This is a genomic window from Pacificimonas pallii, from assembly GCF_019204005.1.
Classification (GTDB): Bacteria; Pseudomonadota; Alphaproteobacteria; order Sphingomonadales; family Sphingomonadaceae; genus Pacificimonas; species Pacificimonas pallii.
Window position 1 is genome coordinate 574,634 of sequence record NZ_JAGSPA010000003.1, and the last position, 15,447, is coordinate 590,080.

Annotated in this window: 13 protein-coding genes; 5 read left to right on the plus strand and 8 right to left on the minus strand. The window is 62.1% G+C overall.

What is annotated here, in order from left to right:
* From KCG44_RS11350 to KCG44_RS11360, 3 genes are read left to right on the plus strand one after another with little or no spacing between them, the layout of a single operon-like run.
* Entirely contained in the window at nucleotides 1-1,956 is a 1,956-nt protein-coding gene (locus KCG44_RS11350) for an alpha/beta fold hydrolase (protein ID WP_218446196.1), read from the plus strand.
* Nucleotides 1,956-3,035, plus strand: coding sequence for a DUF2817 domain-containing protein (locus tag KCG44_RS11355; RefSeq protein WP_218446197.1), 1,080 nt, complete (start codon nucleotides 1,956-1,958; stop codon nucleotides 3,033-3,035). The genes KCG44_RS11350 and KCG44_RS11355 overlap by 1 nt, the downstream gene beginning before the upstream one ends.
* A 3-nt stretch (nucleotides 3,036-3,038) precedes the next feature.
* The gene (locus tag KCG44_RS11360; protein WP_218446198.1) at nucleotides 3,039-4,454 is read left to right on the plus strand and encodes an SLC13 family permease; all 1,416 of its coding nucleotides are present in this window, start codon (nucleotides 3,039-3,041) and stop codon (nucleotides 4,452-4,454) included.
* Nucleotides 4,455-4,608: 154 nt separating this feature from the next.
* Here KCG44_RS11360 and gyrB read toward each other — a convergent pair whose 3' ends face one another.
* From gyrB to KCG44_RS11390, 6 genes are all read right to left on the minus strand, one after another.
* Complete coding sequence (gyrB, locus tag KCG44_RS11365) at nucleotides 4,609-7,017, minus strand: DNA topoisomerase (ATP-hydrolyzing) subunit B (RefSeq protein WP_218446319.1); 2,409 nt, start codon at nucleotides 7,015-7,017, stop codon at nucleotides 4,609-4,611.
* A 278-nt stretch (nucleotides 7,018-7,295) separates the two neighbouring features.
* Nucleotides 7,296-8,393, minus strand: coding sequence for a DNA replication/repair protein RecF (gene recF / locus KCG44_RS11370; RefSeq protein ID WP_369411973.1), 1,098 nt, complete (start codon nucleotides 8,391-8,393; stop codon nucleotides 7,296-7,298).
* A 345-nt stretch (nucleotides 8,394-8,738) separates the two neighbouring features.
* Complete coding sequence (dnaN, locus tag KCG44_RS11375; RefSeq protein WP_218446199.1) at nucleotides 8,739-9,839, minus strand: DNA polymerase III subunit beta; 1,101 nt, start codon at nucleotides 9,837-9,839, stop codon at nucleotides 8,739-8,741.
* A 131-nt stretch (nucleotides 9,840-9,970) separates the two neighbouring features.
* Nucleotides 9,971-10,615 (minus strand): DUF2959 family protein, encoded by a 645-nt coding sequence (locus KCG44_RS11380; RefSeq protein ID WP_218446200.1) that lies wholly within the window; start codon nucleotides 10,613-10,615, stop codon nucleotides 9,971-9,973.
* Nucleotides 10,612-11,253, minus strand: coding sequence for a CoA transferase subunit B (locus tag KCG44_RS11385; protein WP_218446201.1), 642 nt, complete (start codon nucleotides 11,251-11,253; stop codon nucleotides 10,612-10,614). The genes KCG44_RS11380 and KCG44_RS11385 overlap by 4 nt, the downstream gene beginning before the upstream one ends.
* Entirely contained in the window at nucleotides 11,253-11,957 is a 705-nt protein-coding gene (locus KCG44_RS11390) for a CoA transferase subunit A (protein ID WP_218446202.1), read from the minus strand. The genes KCG44_RS11385 and KCG44_RS11390 overlap by 1 nt, the downstream gene beginning before the upstream one ends.
* 148 nt (nucleotides 11,958-12,105) lie before the next feature.
* Here KCG44_RS11390 and KCG44_RS11395 point away from each other — a divergent pair, with 148 nt between their 5' ends.
* The gene (locus tag KCG44_RS11395) at nucleotides 12,106-12,774 is read left to right on the plus strand and encodes a histidine phosphatase family protein (RefSeq protein WP_218446203.1); all 669 of its coding nucleotides are present in this window, start codon (nucleotides 12,106-12,108) and stop codon (nucleotides 12,772-12,774) included.
* An 81-nt stretch (nucleotides 12,775-12,855) separates the two neighbouring features.
* Here the strand turns inward: KCG44_RS11395 and KCG44_RS11400 are convergent, their stop codons facing one another.
* On the minus strand, nucleotides 12,856-13,455 hold the full coding sequence (locus KCG44_RS11400) for an outer membrane beta-barrel protein (RefSeq protein ID WP_218446204.1): 600 nt from the start codon (nucleotides 13,453-13,455) through the stop codon (nucleotides 12,856-12,858).
* A gap of 154 nt (nucleotides 13,456-13,609) precedes the next feature.
* On the opposite strand from KCG44_RS11400, the gene rlmN reads away from it, so the two are divergent.
* Nucleotides 13,610-14,878, plus strand: a complete 1,269-nt coding sequence (gene rlmN / locus KCG44_RS11405; RefSeq protein ID WP_500797177.1) for a dual-specificity RNA methyltransferase RlmN — start codon at nucleotides 13,610-13,612, stop codon at nucleotides 14,876-14,878.
* 11 nt (nucleotides 14,879-14,889) lie between these two features.
* Here rlmN and KCG44_RS11410 read toward each other — a convergent pair whose 3' ends face one another.
* Nucleotides 14,890-15,435 (minus strand): DsrE family protein, encoded by a 546-nt coding sequence (locus tag KCG44_RS11410; RefSeq protein WP_255536496.1) that lies wholly within the window; start codon nucleotides 15,433-15,435, stop codon nucleotides 14,890-14,892.
* Nucleotides 15,436-15,447 lie beyond the last annotated feature (12 nt).

Sequence of the window (15,447 nt, forward strand, 5' to 3'; positions counted from 1 at the left end):
ATGGCTTTCCTGCGCTCGATGTCAAAGCTGCTTCTGCCTGCTCTTGCCCTGCTCGGTGCGGTTGGTGCGGGCAGTCAAACAGTCCCGCCTGCCGATCCACCCGGATTGGGCCGGACGGCACCCGCTCCTGTTTTTGTGGCGGGGGCTTGCCCGGTCGAGGTCGACGATGGCGCGGTTCGATGCGGCACGGTCAGCGTGCCGCAGAACCGTGCAGATCGCGCCTCGGACAGGATCGCGCTTAGCGTCGCGATCCTCCCGGCGATGGACGGATCGACCAACAAGGCTCCGACGGTGTTTCTGCACGGCGGACCGGGCAGTTCCTCCATACGCAATATCAACCGCTTCCTCGATTCCCCGCTGCGCGCCTCGCGCGACCTCATCCTGTTCGATCAGCGCGGCTCGCGGTTCTCCGGCGCGTTCTGCCCCGAAATCGGGACGAGGATCTACCGGCACATGCTGGATGATCTGACGACCGACCAGCAGGCACAGGCGGTTGCCGCAGAGGTCGTGTCATGTCGGCAGGAGGCGCGGCGGCAGGGCATTGAGTTCGGGAATTACAAGACCAGCATCATCGCCGACGATCTCGAGGATATCCGGCGCGCGCTTGGCATCAGGCGCTGGAATGTCGCGGGGGTATCTTATGGAACCGCGGTCGGCATTGCCGCGGCCCATCTCTATCCGGATTCAATCCGCAGTCTCGCTCTCGATTCGGTTTCGCCCAACGCGCCCGACTGGCGCGCACGCGCGGGCGCGAATTATGACTCCTCACTCGAGCGCCTGTTCGCGATTTGCGCCGCATCGCCTGACTGTGCCGCGACCTTCCCGGACTTGCGCGATACTTACGACAAGGCGGTCGCGCGGCTTGAACGCGCGCCTGTCACCGGCCACGCCGGCAGCCCGCTCGACCGGACCATCGCGCTCAACAAGCAGGATTTCCAGCTCACGGTCCATCAGGCGCTCTATTCGCCCAAGGGCATAGCCATATTGCCCTATCTGATCGACCGGATCGCCAAAGGTGATGTGGAACTGGCGCGCAATCTTGCGATCATGCAAAGGGATCAGGTCGAACGAATGGCGTTCGGAGTCCACTACGCCATTGATTGTCAGGGACGCGGGCTCGATGGTCTTTCCCTTGCCAGCGACGGCAGCGCCGAGCACCTGTTCGCCCTGACCGCGCAATATAAGCGCGTGTGCGATGCCATCGGCCTGCCAAACACAGACCCGCGCGCCGGATCGCCCGCGCCGAGCGCGGTGCCCACCCTGATCCTCACCGGCTCGATCGACCCGATCACGCCGCCTGTCACCGCCCGTGAGGGCGCCCGGGAATTCTCAAGCGTCCAGTGGATCGAGCTGCCGAATCTGGGGCACGGCGTCACCGGAAGCAGCCAGTGCGCCCGTGACCTTGTCGACCGCTTCATCGACGATCCTTCCCATCCGGTCGATGGGGCCTGCGCGCAGGATGTGCCCGGGATCGCGTTTCTGACGCAGACGGCATATCATCCGCGCCTGCTGCAGCGGCTGTTTGCAGGGGCCGATATGAAGAATGTCACTCTTGCCGCGGTGGGTCTGGTCGCTTTGATCCTCGGTTTGTTCCATGCCGTGCGCATTCGCAGGGTGTGGGCGAAACCGGCAGCACGCGCGCAAGATGCGACGACGCGGCAAGATCTCGTCGCCGCGATCACCAGCATTGTGTTTCTGGCCTCAATCGCTGGCTTCATCTCGGCCGTCGCGCTGACCGCCTCATACCGGCGCGAGATGCTGCTATTTGGCCTGCCCGCATGGGCGGATCTTGCCATTTTCGGGATGGTCGCGGCTGGCATTGGCGCTCTGCCCTGGCTCTTTCTGTCCGTACGCCATCAGAGCACTGGCCTCACCGCTGTCGGCCGCGCGGCCCGCCTCGCCGCCCCGGTGGCAATCAGCGCCTTCGCCAGCCTCATCATATTGTGGGTGATATAATGACCTTCATCGACGATTTTTTCGACAGCCGGTCGGCATATCTCGCCGCTGCCGAAGCCGGCGGCTGGCGAAGCGAATTGCTGCCGATATCGGCGAAGGGGCCAGCGGGCGAACCGCTCTCCATCGCCTGCACCTCTTACGGCGCTGAACGGCCCAAACGCGCGCTCATTATATTGTCGGGCGTCCATGGTGTTGAGGGCCCCGCTGGCGCCAGCATTCAACTCGGTCTGGTTGAATCCGGGAGTCTGGTATCGTCTCTGCAATCGCCCGATGACGGCATATTGCTGATCCACGCCGTCAATCCATTCGGCTGGGCCTGGGGCAGGCGGCAGAATGAAGACAATATCGATCTGAACCGCAATTTTCAGAATTTCGAGCCAATGCCGGAAACAAGCGCGGATTATGCCGCACTCGACCCCGTCATCAATCCAGTTGCGATGACCGACGAGACGACACAGCGATTGCTGCGCACCGCCGCCGAACTTACGGAAACGAAGGGGGCCGCCTGGCTGCAAAAGACCATTATCGAAGGGCAGTATGAGTTCCCCAAGGGACTGAATTATGGCGGCGATCGTCCTGCCGAAGCAAATTCAGCGATCCGCGCCATCGCCGAGACTTATCTGGCCGGGTGCGCAGAGGGTCTGATCGTCGATCTGCATACGGGTCTGGGCGCGTTCGGCGAGGCAACGATTCTCAGCGGCGAAGCGGCGGGGACAGCCAATCACGAATGGATCTGCGGCCATTTTCCCGGCTTCGAGGTCGAAGCAATCTATGGTGAAACCGATAGCGAAATGACCGCGACCAGAGGCAAGCTGGCCCGCGCCGTGGCCGGATGCGCACCGGGCAGCGCCATGCGCAGCTTCACTCTGGAGTTCGGAACCTACGAAAAGAATCGTGTCTTTCTTGCCGGATTTCGAGAGAACTGGCTGCACCATCACGGCGATCGGTCTTCGGCACAGGGGCAGCAAATCACGGCTGAGATGCGCGAGGTTTACGCGCCCGCCGACCAGAGCTGGCGCGATCGTGTCATCGCGCGCGGGATCGCCTGCGTCGAAACCGCTGCCGAGGCGCTGTTCTAGCCGATGCAAACCAAGCGTCGTTTCAAATATCCGCCTGTCGCGGCCGGTATCCTTTTCCTCCTCGTCGCGCCGCTGGTCTCGGGTCAGTTCGCCATTCCGCAACCCGCCTTCCTGACGGCGATGGTCGCGATCGTCATGGCGCTATGGTGGGGCTCCGAAGCCTTGCCGCTGGAGGTGACCTCACTGCTCCCGCTGATCGCGCTTCCCGCATATGGTGTGACCACGCCCGGCGCGCTGCTGCTGGCTTCGATCGAACCGGGATTACTCGTCTTCCTTGGCGGGTTCGTTGCCGCCTGTGCCATCGACCGGCACAGCGTCCATCGATGGGTGCTGGACAGGATCGGCTTTCTGTTCGGGCGAAGCGCCAGGGGGCTGCTCGCCGGAATCATGCTCGTCACCGCGCTCGCCAGCATGGTGATGAGCAATACCACCGCTGCGCTGATCATGATGCCCGCCGCGCTTGCCTTTGCCAGCGAGGGGAGCGACGGGACGGAAACGCAGGGACTGGGGGCGACCCTGGCACTGGGGGTGGCATATGCGGCCACGATCGGCGGAATGGTGACCCTGATCGGTACACCTCCCAATATCCTGACTGCGGCGTTTCTGAAAAACGCCTTGCAGGTAGAGATCGGCTTCGTCGAATGGATGGCCATATCACTGCCGATTTCCGCGACCCTGCTGGCGGCCAGCTGGGCAGTCCTGACCGTATCGGGATCGCTACCCAAAGGGGACGTGCCGCCCGCGAAGGCAAGCGGGCACACCGCTCGGCCATCGTCACGCCTCTCCTCCCCTCAGAGGCGCGCCTTGCTGCTGCTCGCATTGCTTCTGGCAGGCTGGCTGTCGCGCCCGCTCGTCAATATATTTCTGCCAGAAACGCTGTGGAATGACGTGACGATATCGCTGCTCGTCGCCGCGCTGTTCTGGTTGCTGCCGACGGAACGAGGGGCGAGGGAGAGGCTGGTTCCGCTGGCATCGCTCGCATCATTTCCGTTCACCGTGCTTTTCCTGTTCGGTGCCGGTCTGATGCTGGCCCATGGGTTTCAGGCATCCGGCCTGACCGGCTGGATCGGAACCTCGACCGGCATGCTCGCCGCCTTGCCGGGCTGGGCGATTCTGCTGTGCTTCGTGCTGCTCGTGTCCCTGGTGACCGAATTCATCAGCAACACCGCATCGGTCGCGATCCTGCTGCCGATCGCCGCTGCCCTTGGCGAAGGGGCGGGCCTGTCTCCGGTCGCGCTCGCCCTCTGCACGGCATTTGCCGCCAATGCGGCCTTCATCATGCCGGTGGCGACAGCGCCGAACACCATCGCGTTCATGACCGGAAAACTGTCCGCATCCTATATGATGCGGCGCGGCCTGCTGCTCAACCTCATCGCGGTCGCGATCATTGCCGGACTGATACCGTATATCGCCCCGTAAACCGGGCTCCAACATCTCCCCATCTTGCCATCTCGCCGCCCATGGCGAATTTCCGGTCAATTCGTCTCACGAACGCTGACAGGAACGAAGCCATGCGCCCATCGAACACGACCTTGGGTTCATAAGCGCGGATATTAAGTCCTCGTAGAGCCGATCAGACGTCCAGATTGGCCACGGACAGGGCGTTTTGCTGAATGAATTCGCGGCGCGGTTCGACGACGTCGCCCATCAGGCGTGTGAAGATGTCGTCGGCGATGTCCGCCTGCTCGACTTCCACCCGCAGCAGCGACCGATTTGACGGGTCCAGCGTGGTCTCCCACAGCTGCTCGGCATTCATTTCGCCAAGTCCTTTATAGCGCTGCACTCTCAGGCCCTTGCGCCCGATCGCAAAGACCGCATCCAACAGCTCCGATGGCCGCCGAACGACATGGTCCTCGCCAATGCGAATGGATTCGCGATACGCTGTCTCGCCTTCGAAAATCTGCGCCAGCTTCCGCGCTTCGGCGGACATAAGCAGCTGATTGTCCAGCACATACGCATCGGTAACGCCGCGCAGTCTGTGGGTAATCATATATCCCCCCGCCTCGCCGTCACCAAGCACGACGGCCCACTCGCCGTCTTCGCCTTCCGCGTTCAGCAGGCGGGCCAGCATATCGGCATTCGCCTGATCCGCCGCCTTTCCAAGCGCGCCGCAAACGGCCGCCGCCTCAACCATCCGGGGGTGATACCGGCCCGGGACATAGCCCAGCAGCATGCGCATCCGCCGCGCCTGATCGATCAGCAGTTTCAGGTCCTTTCCGGACCGCGCGCCGTCGGCGGTTTCGGCAACCATATTCTCCAGGCCGCCATCGATCAGATATTCGTCAAAGGCAGGCTGGTCCTTCAGATAGACTTCGGACTTGCCTCTTTCGACTTTATACAAAGGCGGCTGCGCGATGTAGAGATACCCGCCCGTCACCAGTTCCGGCATCTGCCGGTAAAAGAAAGTCAGCAGCAGCGTGCGGATATGCGCGCCGTCGACGTCGGCGTCGGTCATGATGACGATCTTGTGATAACGCAGCTTCTCGATATTGAAATCCTCATGGCCGATCCCGGTGCCCAGCGCCTGGATGATCGTGCCGATTTCCTTTGAGCCCAGCATGCGGTCGAACCGCGCCCGCTCCACATTCAGGATCTTGCCGCGCAGCGGCAGAATGGCCTGATATTTGGAATCGCGCCCCTGCTTGGCGCTGCCGCCGGCGGAGTCACCCTCGACCAGGAACAGTTCGGATTTTGCGGGGTCTTTTTCCTGGCAGTCGTTCAGCTTGCCGGGCAGCGAGGATATCCCCAGCACCGTTTTCCGGCTCGCCTCACGCGCCTTGCGTGCCGCTTCCCGCGCGACGGCGGCACCGACGAACTTGTCGACGATGATCTTGGCTTCGTGCGGATGTTCTTCCAGCCATTCGCCCAGTTTCTCGCCGATCAGGCCTTCCACCGCCGAGCGCACCTCTGAGGAGACCAGCTTATCCTTGGTCTGGCTGGAGAATTTGGGATCGGGCACCTTCACCGACACGATGGCGGTCAGGCCCTCGCGCATATCATCACCAGTGGGGGAAACCTTTTCCTTCTTCAGCGCGCCCGATTTCTCGGCATACCCGCCCAGCGTGCGCGTCAGCGCCCCGCGAAACGCGGCCAGGTGGGTACCGCCGTCGCGCTGCGGAATGTTGTTCGTGAAGGGCTGGACCCGCTCGTGATAGCTGTCATTCCACTGCAGCGCGACTTCGATGCCGACATCATCGCGCTCCCCCATCACCAGAATGGGTTCCGGAATGATCGGCGTCTTGTTGCGGTCCAGATATTTCACGAATTCGGCGACGCCGCCCTCATAATATAGCTCGACTTCCTCGCGCTCGGCGTGGCGCTCATCGGCCAGCAGCAGGCGCACGCCGGAATTCAGAAACGCCAGTTCGCGATAACGATGCACCAGCTTCTCGAAATCATATTCGATCAGCTTGAAGGTCGATTCCGCCGCCATGAAGGTGACCTCGGTCCCCTTCCGGCCATTGGCGTCACCGACAATTTTCAGCGCTTCGACCGTGTCGCCATTTTCGAACCGCATCCAATGCTCTTTGCCGTCGCGGAAAATACGCAGCTCCAGCCAGTCGGACAGGGCATTCACCACCGATACGCCGACGCCGTGCAGGCCGCCCGACACCTTATAGCTGTTCTGATCGAACTTGCCGCCGGCGTGCAGCTGGGTCATGATGACCTCGGCTGCACTCACGCCTTCCTCGGCATGAATGTCTGTCGGAATGCCGCGGCCATTGTCGCTGATCGTCACCGATCCATCGGCGTTCAGCGTCATCGTGACCAGGTCGCAGTGTCCCGCCAGACTCTCATCGATGGCGTTATCGGAAACCTCGAACACCATATGATGCAGGCCGGAACCGTCTTCAGTATCGCCGATATACATGCCCGGGCGTTTGCGAACGGCATCCAGTCCTTTGAGAACCTTGATGGAATCCGCGCCATAATCACCATTATCCGCTGTGTTTGCAATGGGCGCGCCCGTCTCGTCGGTCATGTCGTTATCGGCCAAGTGAAGTCCTTTTCCCCGCCTTGAAAAACAGCAGATCGCGCAGGCCGGCGAGCGGCGCGCGATCTATTGTTTTTATATAGCGACTCACCTTCAAAAATGCACGGAAAACTGCGCGATTTCGCCCCTGTTTCCACAATGCGCAGTTCTGGAAAGAGGTTCGCCGCAAACACTCCGTTTCAAACAACCGGCGAAACCCGGTCATCCTGAGCGGCATCAGCCATAGCCGGAAACCGCCCCCCGAAATGGCTTCTCAAACGCCTGGATCAGACCCGAACGACCGGCGCCCCACCGGTCATGTCCACATGCGTTGCCGCGCCCGGCATATCGCGGAACAGCGCTGCATCGGTGCCTGTCATCCAGATCTGCGCGCCAAGCCCATTAAGCAGGCCGAACAGCGCCGCCCGCCGCGCCTCGTCCAGATGCGCCGCCACTTCATCCAGCAGCAGCACCGGCCGCCGCTCGGTCTGCGTCATCACCAGCCCGGCATGGGCCAGCACGATCCCGATCAGCAGCGCCTTTTGCTCGCCCGTGGACGCGCGCGCCGCTTCCTGTTCCTTTTCCGCGTGACGCACGATCAGATCGTCCCTGTGCGGCCCCACCAGCGTTCGCCCGGCACGAATATCATTTCGGCGCGACGTCGCCAGCGCCGCCGTCAATTCGGCGGCATGTCCCCACGCATGGCCGTCTATCGTCAGCGCCGCCGAAGGAAACGGCCCGTCCTGACCGGCCAGCGCGGCCGACAGCGACTGAACCGCCGCCGCCCGCTGCTGCGCCAGCGCCGTCCCGTATGTCCCCATTTCGATTTCGACCGCGCCCAGCCAGCCATCGCCCGTACGGTCATCGGCGATCAGGCGGTTTCGCTCCCGCATCGCCGCCTCATATCTCGTCGCCGCCTGACCATGTCCGGGGAATAGTGCCAGCGTCAGCCGGTCCAGAAACCGCCGCCGGTCCGCTGCCGGACCCGTGAACAGCCGGTCCATCGCCGGTGTCAGCCACAACACCGACAGCCACTCCGACAGCGCCGCCGCGCTCGTCGGTGACCCGTTGATCCTGACCATCCGGCGCGCCGACCCGGCATCGATCCCGGTGCCAATCTCGACGGGCTCGCCAGCGCCCGTGTCCAGCCGTGCGGCGACGGCGAAACCGCCCGCACCGCCTTCGCGCGCCATCGCCCCCAGTGCCGCCCGCCGCAACCCGCGTCCCGGCGACAATAATGAAATCGCCTCCAGCAGGTTCGTCTTCCCGGCCCCGTTCGGCCCGCTCACCGCAATCAGCCCCGCCCCTGCCGCCAGACGCGTCGCCGCGTGCGACCGGAAATCGGTCAGCTGTAGCTGGGAAATGATGCGGGGTTCCGTGGTCACACCTGCGTCTATCGGCGAAAACGGGATGTTTGAGAAGGTCGGGAGGGGCACGCCTCATTCACCGCCTTAACCGGGGCCCATCACAAACTTTGACCGGCACGGCGGGCAACAGACTCGGCAGGGACCATAAACTTCCATCTCATATGGTCAAATCATTGATTTCGCTGTGGTTCAGGAAATGACTTTCCTACACCCGCAACGCCCGGACATAGTGATGCATCCGCCGCGCCGTTCGGTGGCGGCAGCTCTTTCTCAACCTCAAAACCCGAAAATAACGTGCTGAAATCTAAATGCCGGCCTTGTGGCACCTTCGCCAACTTCGTCGCGATCGTGCCTGTCCCGGCGTTACACCCGCATGGGCATCAGGACGTATAGCGCGTTCGAATTGTCGCCCTCGCGGATCAGCGTCGGCGCGGCGGCATCGGCCAGATGGACGTCGATCTGTTCGCCCTTCACCTCATGCAGGATGTCGAGCAGATAGCGCGCGTTGAATCCGACATCGAAGCCATCATTATCATAGTCCGCCGGCACTTCCTCGGTCGCCGTACCCGTTTCCGGGCTGGTCACACTCAGGACGATACGGCCCTTGTCGAGCGTCAGCTTGACGGCCTTGGTACGGTCGGTCGCGATGGCGGACACGCGGTCGACGCCCTCTGCCAGCGTCTTGGGGTCGACACGCAGCAGCTTGTCATTCCCGGTCGGGATCACGCGGCTATAGTCGGGGAACGTGCCGTCGATCAGCTTCGATGTCAGCACGGCCGTGCCGACGCGAAAGCGGATTTTCGACGCGCTCAGGCCGATCTCGACGTCGCCCTCATTCTCGTCCAGCAGCTTGCGAAGCTCGGCGACGCATTTGCGCGGCACGATGACATCGGGCATTTCTTCGGCCCCGTCCGGCGCGTCCAGCGTCATGCGGGCCAGGCGGTGTCCATCGGTGGCGACGGCATACATCTTGCCGTCCGTCACGTGCATGAAAATGCCGTTCAGATAATAGCGCGTCTCTTCGGTTGAGATCGCGAAGCGTGTCTTGTCGATGATTTCCGCCAGCGTGCCGCCGGGCAGGCTGAACGTCGTCGGCAGTTCGCTTTCGGCGATCATGGGAAAATCGTCGCGCGGCAGGGTCGACAGTTTGGACGAATAACGCCCCGCCTTGATCTTCATATTGCCGTCGCCGACGTCCAGCGACACCTGACTGCCGTCGGGCAGCTTGCGGGCAATGTCGAACAGGGTATGCGCGCTGACGGTCGTGGCACCGGCCGTATCGGTCGTCGCCGCGATTGAATCGACGACCTGCAGGTCAAGGTCGGTCGCGGTCAGCTTCAGGCCGCCATCTTCCGCCTCGATCAGTACATTGGAAAGAATGGGAATTGTGTTCCGGCGCTCGACGACAGACTGCACATGGCCCAGACATTTGAGCAAAGTCGCCCGTTCAACCGTCGCTTTCATGGAATACCCCATCTTCGAAACTGAAACTGACTCGGCCTACGGCTTTAGCGAAATTGCCGTGCCGCGCAAACGCCTAGAGTGGGGCGCGGACAGAGTTTTCTTGGCAGGCGCGCATCAGACCGTGCGCGGGATCAGCTGCGCATCTCCGCGATGAAGCGATTGGCCTCCGCGATCGACACATCCAGGTCGGCGATCAACGCGTCGACATCGCCGGAAATGCGCGCTTCCTCTCCGCGCATCTGCGCAATGGCCTGCGCGTTCAGATTGTGTTTCAGGTAGAGAACGCGGTCCCTGAAGACGAGCAGTACGGGCTGCATCTTCGCTTCGGACTGGGTCAGGCGCGTATCGAGCGCGGCGAATTTCGCCTTCGTATCGCGCAGCTGCGCTTCGGACGATGCCCTCAGGCTAGGGTCCTGATACTGGTTCAGTTCCGCTTCCCACTCGGCGAACAGGTCCTTTGCGACGCGGCGCATGGAGCCGATGTCGCTCCTCACCGCGGCGGCCTTGTCCTTCGCATTGTCATAGGCGCCGTTGAACCGGTCATAGGCGCCCTCCAGCCGCGAAACGTCCGTATTCGCTGTACTGCGATAATTGCTGAGGGCGGCGCGGAACGCCTCCTGCGCGCCCTTCTGGCTCGCCCGCGTGTCCTCGACCCGGTCGACCAGCAGATCGCGCTTTTCAATGCCAAGCTGCTCCAGCGCGGTGTAATAGCCGGGCGTCGTTTCGCAGGCCGCCAGCGTAAGGACGGCGGCAGCGCAGGCAAGCGGGCGGATCATAGCGCGACCTCATAATGGGCTTCGGTCTTGCTACGAACCTCTTCCTCGGTAACACCCGGCGCCAGCTCGATCAGCTGGAACGGGCTGTCATGGTCCAGGCGGCGGAAAACGCCAAGATCGCTGACGATCATGTCGACCACATTCTTTCCCGTCAGCGGCAGGGAACACGCTTTCAGGAACTTGCTTTCACCCGCCTTGTTCGTGTGGTCCATCAGCACGATGATACGCTTGACGCCTGCGACCAGGTCCATCGCGCCGCCCATGCCCTTCACCATCTTGCCGGGAATCATCCAGTTGGCGATGTCGCCATTTTCCGCGACCTCCATCGCGCCCAGCACCGACAGGTCGATATGCCCGCCGCGGATCATGCCGAAACTGTCGGCGGAGCTGAAATAGCTGGTACGCTTCAATTCAGTAATCGTTTGCTTGCCCGCATTGATCAGATCGGCGTCCACCTCGTCTTCTGTTGGAAACGGGCCCATGCCCAGCATGCCATTCTCCGACTGCAGCGTCACATCGATGTCCTCACCAATATGATTCGCCACCAGCGTCGGCATGCCAATCCCCAGATTGACGTAAAACCCGTCCTGAAGTTCCTTCGCGGCGCGTTCCGCCATCTGATCACGTGTCCAAGGCATTATGCCGCCTCCCTAACTGTACGCTGCTCGATCCGTTTCTCGTAACCCTGCCCAACAATAAGCCGCTGGACGAAAATGCCGGGGGTGTCGATGCGGTCGGGATCGAGTTCGCCGGGGCCGACCAGTTCCTCGACTTCGGCGATGGTGACCTTGCCTGCCGTGGCCATGACAGAGTTAAAATTCTGCGCGGTCTTGCGGTAAACGAGGTTACCGTATGGGTCGGCCTTCCACGCCTTTACCAGCGCCACGTCCGCGACGAGGCCGGTCTCCAGAATATAGGTCTCGCCGCCGAATTCCTTATGCTCCTTACCCTCCGCAACCAGGGTGCCAACGCCGGTCTTTGTGTAGAAGCCGGGAATGCCCGCGCCGCCCGCGCGGCAGCGTTCGGCAAGCGTCCCTTGCGGGTTGAATTCCAATTCCAGTTCGCCGCCCAGATACTGGCGTTCGAACTCCTTATTCTCACCGACGTAAGAGGAGATCATCTTCTTGATCTGCCGCGTTCGCAGCAGGAGGCCGAGTCCGAAATCATCGACACCGGCATTGTTGGAGATGCAGGTCAGGTCCTTCGCACCCGAATCCCGCAACGCCGCGATCAGCTTTTCGGGGATACCGCACAGGCCAAAGCCGCCTGCCATGACGGTGATGCCATCAACGGTCAGCCCTTCCAGGGCGGCGGCGGCATTTGCGTATACTTTGTCGGCCATGGGAGGGCAGTCTCCTGAAATTCAACATTGCCCGTCTCTAACGCCCAGCACCCGGGTAGGAAAGAACATGTCGGTATCGATTTTGGGGACTGACCATATGTATCGCCGCGCCCTAAGCCGCCTATCGAACAACCAGACTGGACCCTCCATGCGCACACCGCCCGCCCGCACAGCTCCGCTTTATCTTGCCCGCCATGCCGAGACCGTATTCAATTTCGGCGCGCGGATGCAGGGACATATGGGACATACCCCTTTGACCCGCAGGGGAATCGAGCAGGCGGACGCCATGGGCGCCGCGCTGCATGGCATATTGGGCGCAAAGCCGGATATCGACCTTTGGTCGTCAAAGGCCGGGCGTACGCTGCAAACATGCGCAGTGGTCGCGGAGCATCTGGAGCGCGATTATTTCGATATCAGGCAGGATGAACGGCTGCTGGAAATCGATGTCGGTGCCTGGGAGGGACGCCGCTATCAGGACATTGTCGAAGAGGCGGGCGTGCCGATCGTCGATGCGGAGCGCCGCCTGTTCAGTGTCCCGCCGCCGCAGGGGGAATGGTATCCCGACATCCGGGCGCGGCTCGACGACTGGCTGGCCGAGCTGGACCCGGTCCGCCCCGCCCTTGTCGTTTCGCATGGCATTACCGCGCGCGTCCTGCGCGGCGCACTGGTCGGCGGCGACCCCATCGAACCGGGCTGCGTGCCGATTGCGGGCGACGCGCCGCAGGGGACGGTGTTCAGGATCGAGAACGGGGCGGAAACGTCAATCCATATGGGAATGGGAAGCGCCGACGGTCGCGACGCGCCAAAAGGATATTAAAAAGAACGGCCGACCTCGGTACAGCACGGGCCGCGCCGGTGTAACCGCCGCGGCCCGCGTGTTTCATTCAGGTACCGTTCGCTAGAAACGGAAACTGACGCCTGCGCCCAGACGAACCGTATCGAAGCTGACCGTGTCAGCGGTCAGGCGAAAGGCGGCGCTTTCGCCAAGGCCGAACTCGGCGCCGATGCCGACCAGATAGTCGTCGACCGTGTCAGCACTACCTGCGCCATTATTGAACCCGTCGATGAAATCATCACGATCGGCTCCTTCAAAGCCGAGCGCGGTGCCGATCTCTCCGGCGACGTTATTGAGATCGAGATCGATCCACTGGTAACCCGCGCGGACAAAAATGAGGGAATTCTCACCGATCTTCGTACCGATATGCGCTGTCAGGCCATATTCCTTGTCGATATCGGACGACCCCAAATTGAAATTGCCTTCAAGGCCGACGATCAGGCTTTCGCCCACCGGAACATGCACACCGGCATAAGCGCCATAATAGAGGCCATCGATCGCGAAGTCGTCATTGACCCCAAAATCATTACCGTCGAACTTCTCAAGCTGATGCCAGCCCGCGTTCAGTCCAACATAGGGGATCGCTTTATCGGCATCCTTGGCCTGCGCGGCAGCTGGAACGGCAAGAGCCGCGGCAACGATGATGATACTCGACTTGAACATTGGGATAGCTTTCTTCTCTGAGGGTGGGAAAAGCGCATCTGCAGACAGTCGCCTGAACGCGATCTGTATTCCCGTTTCAGATTCCGTTCATGTCCTCGGGGCGTCGACATTGCGCCTGCTGACAATCCGGGCCAGAGCCCCTAAGTCCACAGCCATGCCAACTGCCGCGATGACCATTCCGGGCGCGAACAGCCCCGTGCCTGTACCCCGTCCGCAACCCGTTCGGGCGGACGGCCGTACCGACCTCGTCGGCCTTGAAAAGCCCGCACTGAAGGCGGCCTTGCTGGATATCGGCATGCCGGAAAAGCAGGCGCGGTTGCGCGCCAAACAGCTGTGGCACTGGATTTACCTGCGCGGTGAGACCGAATTCGGCGCGATGACGGACATCGCCAAGGCGCACCGTACGCTGTTCGAAGAGAAATTCATCATCGGCCGCCCGGAAATCACCGAAGCGCTGGTCAGTGAAGACGGCACGCGCAAATGGCTGCTGAAAACCGGTGACGGGAATGAATATGAGATGGTGTTCATACCGGACGCAGACCGGGGGACGCTGTGCGTTTCCAGCCAGATTGGCTGCACGCTGAATTGCAGCTTTTGCCACACCGGCACGATGAAGCTGGTCCGCAACCTGACTGCTGGCGAAGTCACGGGGCAGATCATGCTGGCCCGCGATGCGCTGGGCGAATGGCCCCGGCCAGGCGAGGTCATGGTCGGCGCGTCGCGCATGCTGACCAACATCGTGATGATGGGCATGGGTGAGCCGCTGTATAATTTCGACAATGTGAAAAGCGCGCTGGGCATCGTGATGGACGAGACCGGCCTTGGCCTGTCGAAGCGGCGGATCACGCTCAGCACATCGGGCGTGGTGCCGATGATGGCACGCTGCGGTGACGAGATTGGCGTCAATCTGGCGGTCAGCCTGCATGCGGTGAACAAGGACGTCCGCGACGAGATCGTGCCGCTCAATCGAAAATATGGCATCGAGGAACTGCTGGCCGCCTGCGCTGCCTATCCAAGCGCGTCGAATGCGCGCCGGATCACGTTCGAATATGTCATGCTAAAAGACCTGAATGACAGCGATGCCGATGCGCGCAGGCTGGTTCGCCTGCTGAAAATGCATGACCTGCCCGCGAAGGTGAATCTGATTCCATTCAACCCGTGGCCGGGAAGCAAATATGCCTGCTCGGCGCCGGAGCGAATCCGGGCCTTTTCCAAAATCGTGTTCGACGCGGGCATCAGCGCACCCATTCGCACACCGCGCGGTCAGGACATTATGGCCGCCTGCGGCCAGCTGAAAACCGCAAGCGAAAAAAAGAGCCGGGCCGAGCGGGACCGGGAAGCGGCTGCGGCCACCGAGACTGCGGAAGCGCAAGCGGCCGAGGCTGTCGGGACGGTTTCGTCCGCATCCACACCCCTGCCGTAGCTGCCAGCGGCTCAGAATGGATTGAGCGTGTAGCCCGCCTGTTGCAGCCGGGCGTGCGCGGTCATGGCCGACAGCGCCATTTCCGCGCCGGGCAGCAGGTCGTCGGCATCGATGCCGTGGGCCGCGCCGCTTTGCCCGCACAGGATCACGCGCACCTGTTTTTCCAGCAGCGCGGCGAGCAGCGGCGCATTCGCATTCTCCGCACCCCCGTGGCGCGCGGCATAGGCTGCGTTTGACAGCAGGTCTGTCGATGCCCCGCCGTGGACGACGATGGCGAGGCGTACGCTGGCGGGATCGATGCCTGCCTCCGCCAGCATGTTCAGAAGACGTGCCGCGCTTTCGAGCTGGCGGCTGACCTCGCCTGGTTCAGCCGCGGTGGCGACGTCGAAGGCGATATTGAATTTCGCATCGGCGGGTACGGGGTCTGTTTGATCGATGCTGGCGACAGGGCCGAAATCCGCCACCACATCGCCTGCATGAAACCGGCTCATATCCTGTGCGGCGACGGTGCCGATCGGCAAAGCGGCCATGAACGTGCCCAGAATGAATTTCAGCATGTGATGTCTCCC

What these genes read in the sequence shown, in the direction of transcription:
- KCG44_RS11410 (WP_255536496.1), bottom strand. Translation starts at nt 15,435, where the DNA reads ATGCTGAAATTCATTCTGGGCACGTTCATGGCCGCTTTGCCGATCGGC.
- KCG44_RS11350 (WP_218446196.1), top strand. Translation starts at nt 1, where the DNA reads ATGGCTTTCCTGCGCTCGATGTCAAAGCTGCTTCTGCCTGCTCTTGCC.
- KCG44_RS11385 (WP_218446201.1), bottom strand. Translation starts at nt 11,253, where the DNA reads ATGCCTTGGACACGTGATCAGATGGCGGAACGCGCCGCGAAGGAACTT.
- dnaN (WP_218446199.1), bottom strand. Translation starts at nt 9,839, where the DNA reads ATGAAAGCGACGGTTGAACGGGCGACTTTGCTCAAATGTCTGGGCCAT.
- KCG44_RS11390 (WP_218446202.1), bottom strand. Translation starts at nt 11,957, where the DNA reads ATGGCCGACAAAGTATACGCAAATGCCGCCGCCGCCCTGGAAGGGCTG.
- KCG44_RS11395 (WP_218446203.1), top strand. Translation starts at nt 12,106, where the DNA reads ATGCGCACACCGCCCGCCCGCACAGCTCCGCTTTATCTTGCCCGCCAT.
- KCG44_RS11400 (WP_218446204.1), bottom strand. Translation starts at nt 13,455, where the DNA reads ATGTTCAAGTCGAGTATCATCATCGTTGCCGCGGCTCTTGCCGTTCCA.
- KCG44_RS11380 (WP_218446200.1), bottom strand. Translation starts at nt 10,615, where the DNA reads ATGATCCGCCCGCTTGCCTGCGCTGCCGCCGTCCTTACGCTGGCGGCC.
- gyrB (WP_218446319.1), bottom strand. Translation starts at nt 7,017, where the DNA reads ATGACCGACGAGACGGGCGCGCCCATTGCAAACACAGCGGATAATGGT.
- KCG44_RS11355 (WP_218446197.1), top strand. Translation starts at nt 1,956, where the DNA reads ATGACCTTCATCGACGATTTTTTCGACAGCCGGTCGGCATATCTCGCC.
- KCG44_RS11360 (WP_218446198.1), top strand. Translation starts at nt 3,039, where the DNA reads ATGCAAACCAAGCGTCGTTTCAAATATCCGCCTGTCGCGGCCGGTATC.
- rlmN (WP_500797177.1), top strand. Translation starts at nt 13,610, where the DNA reads ATGCCAACTGCCGCGATGACCATTCCGGGCGCGAACAGCCCCGTGCCT.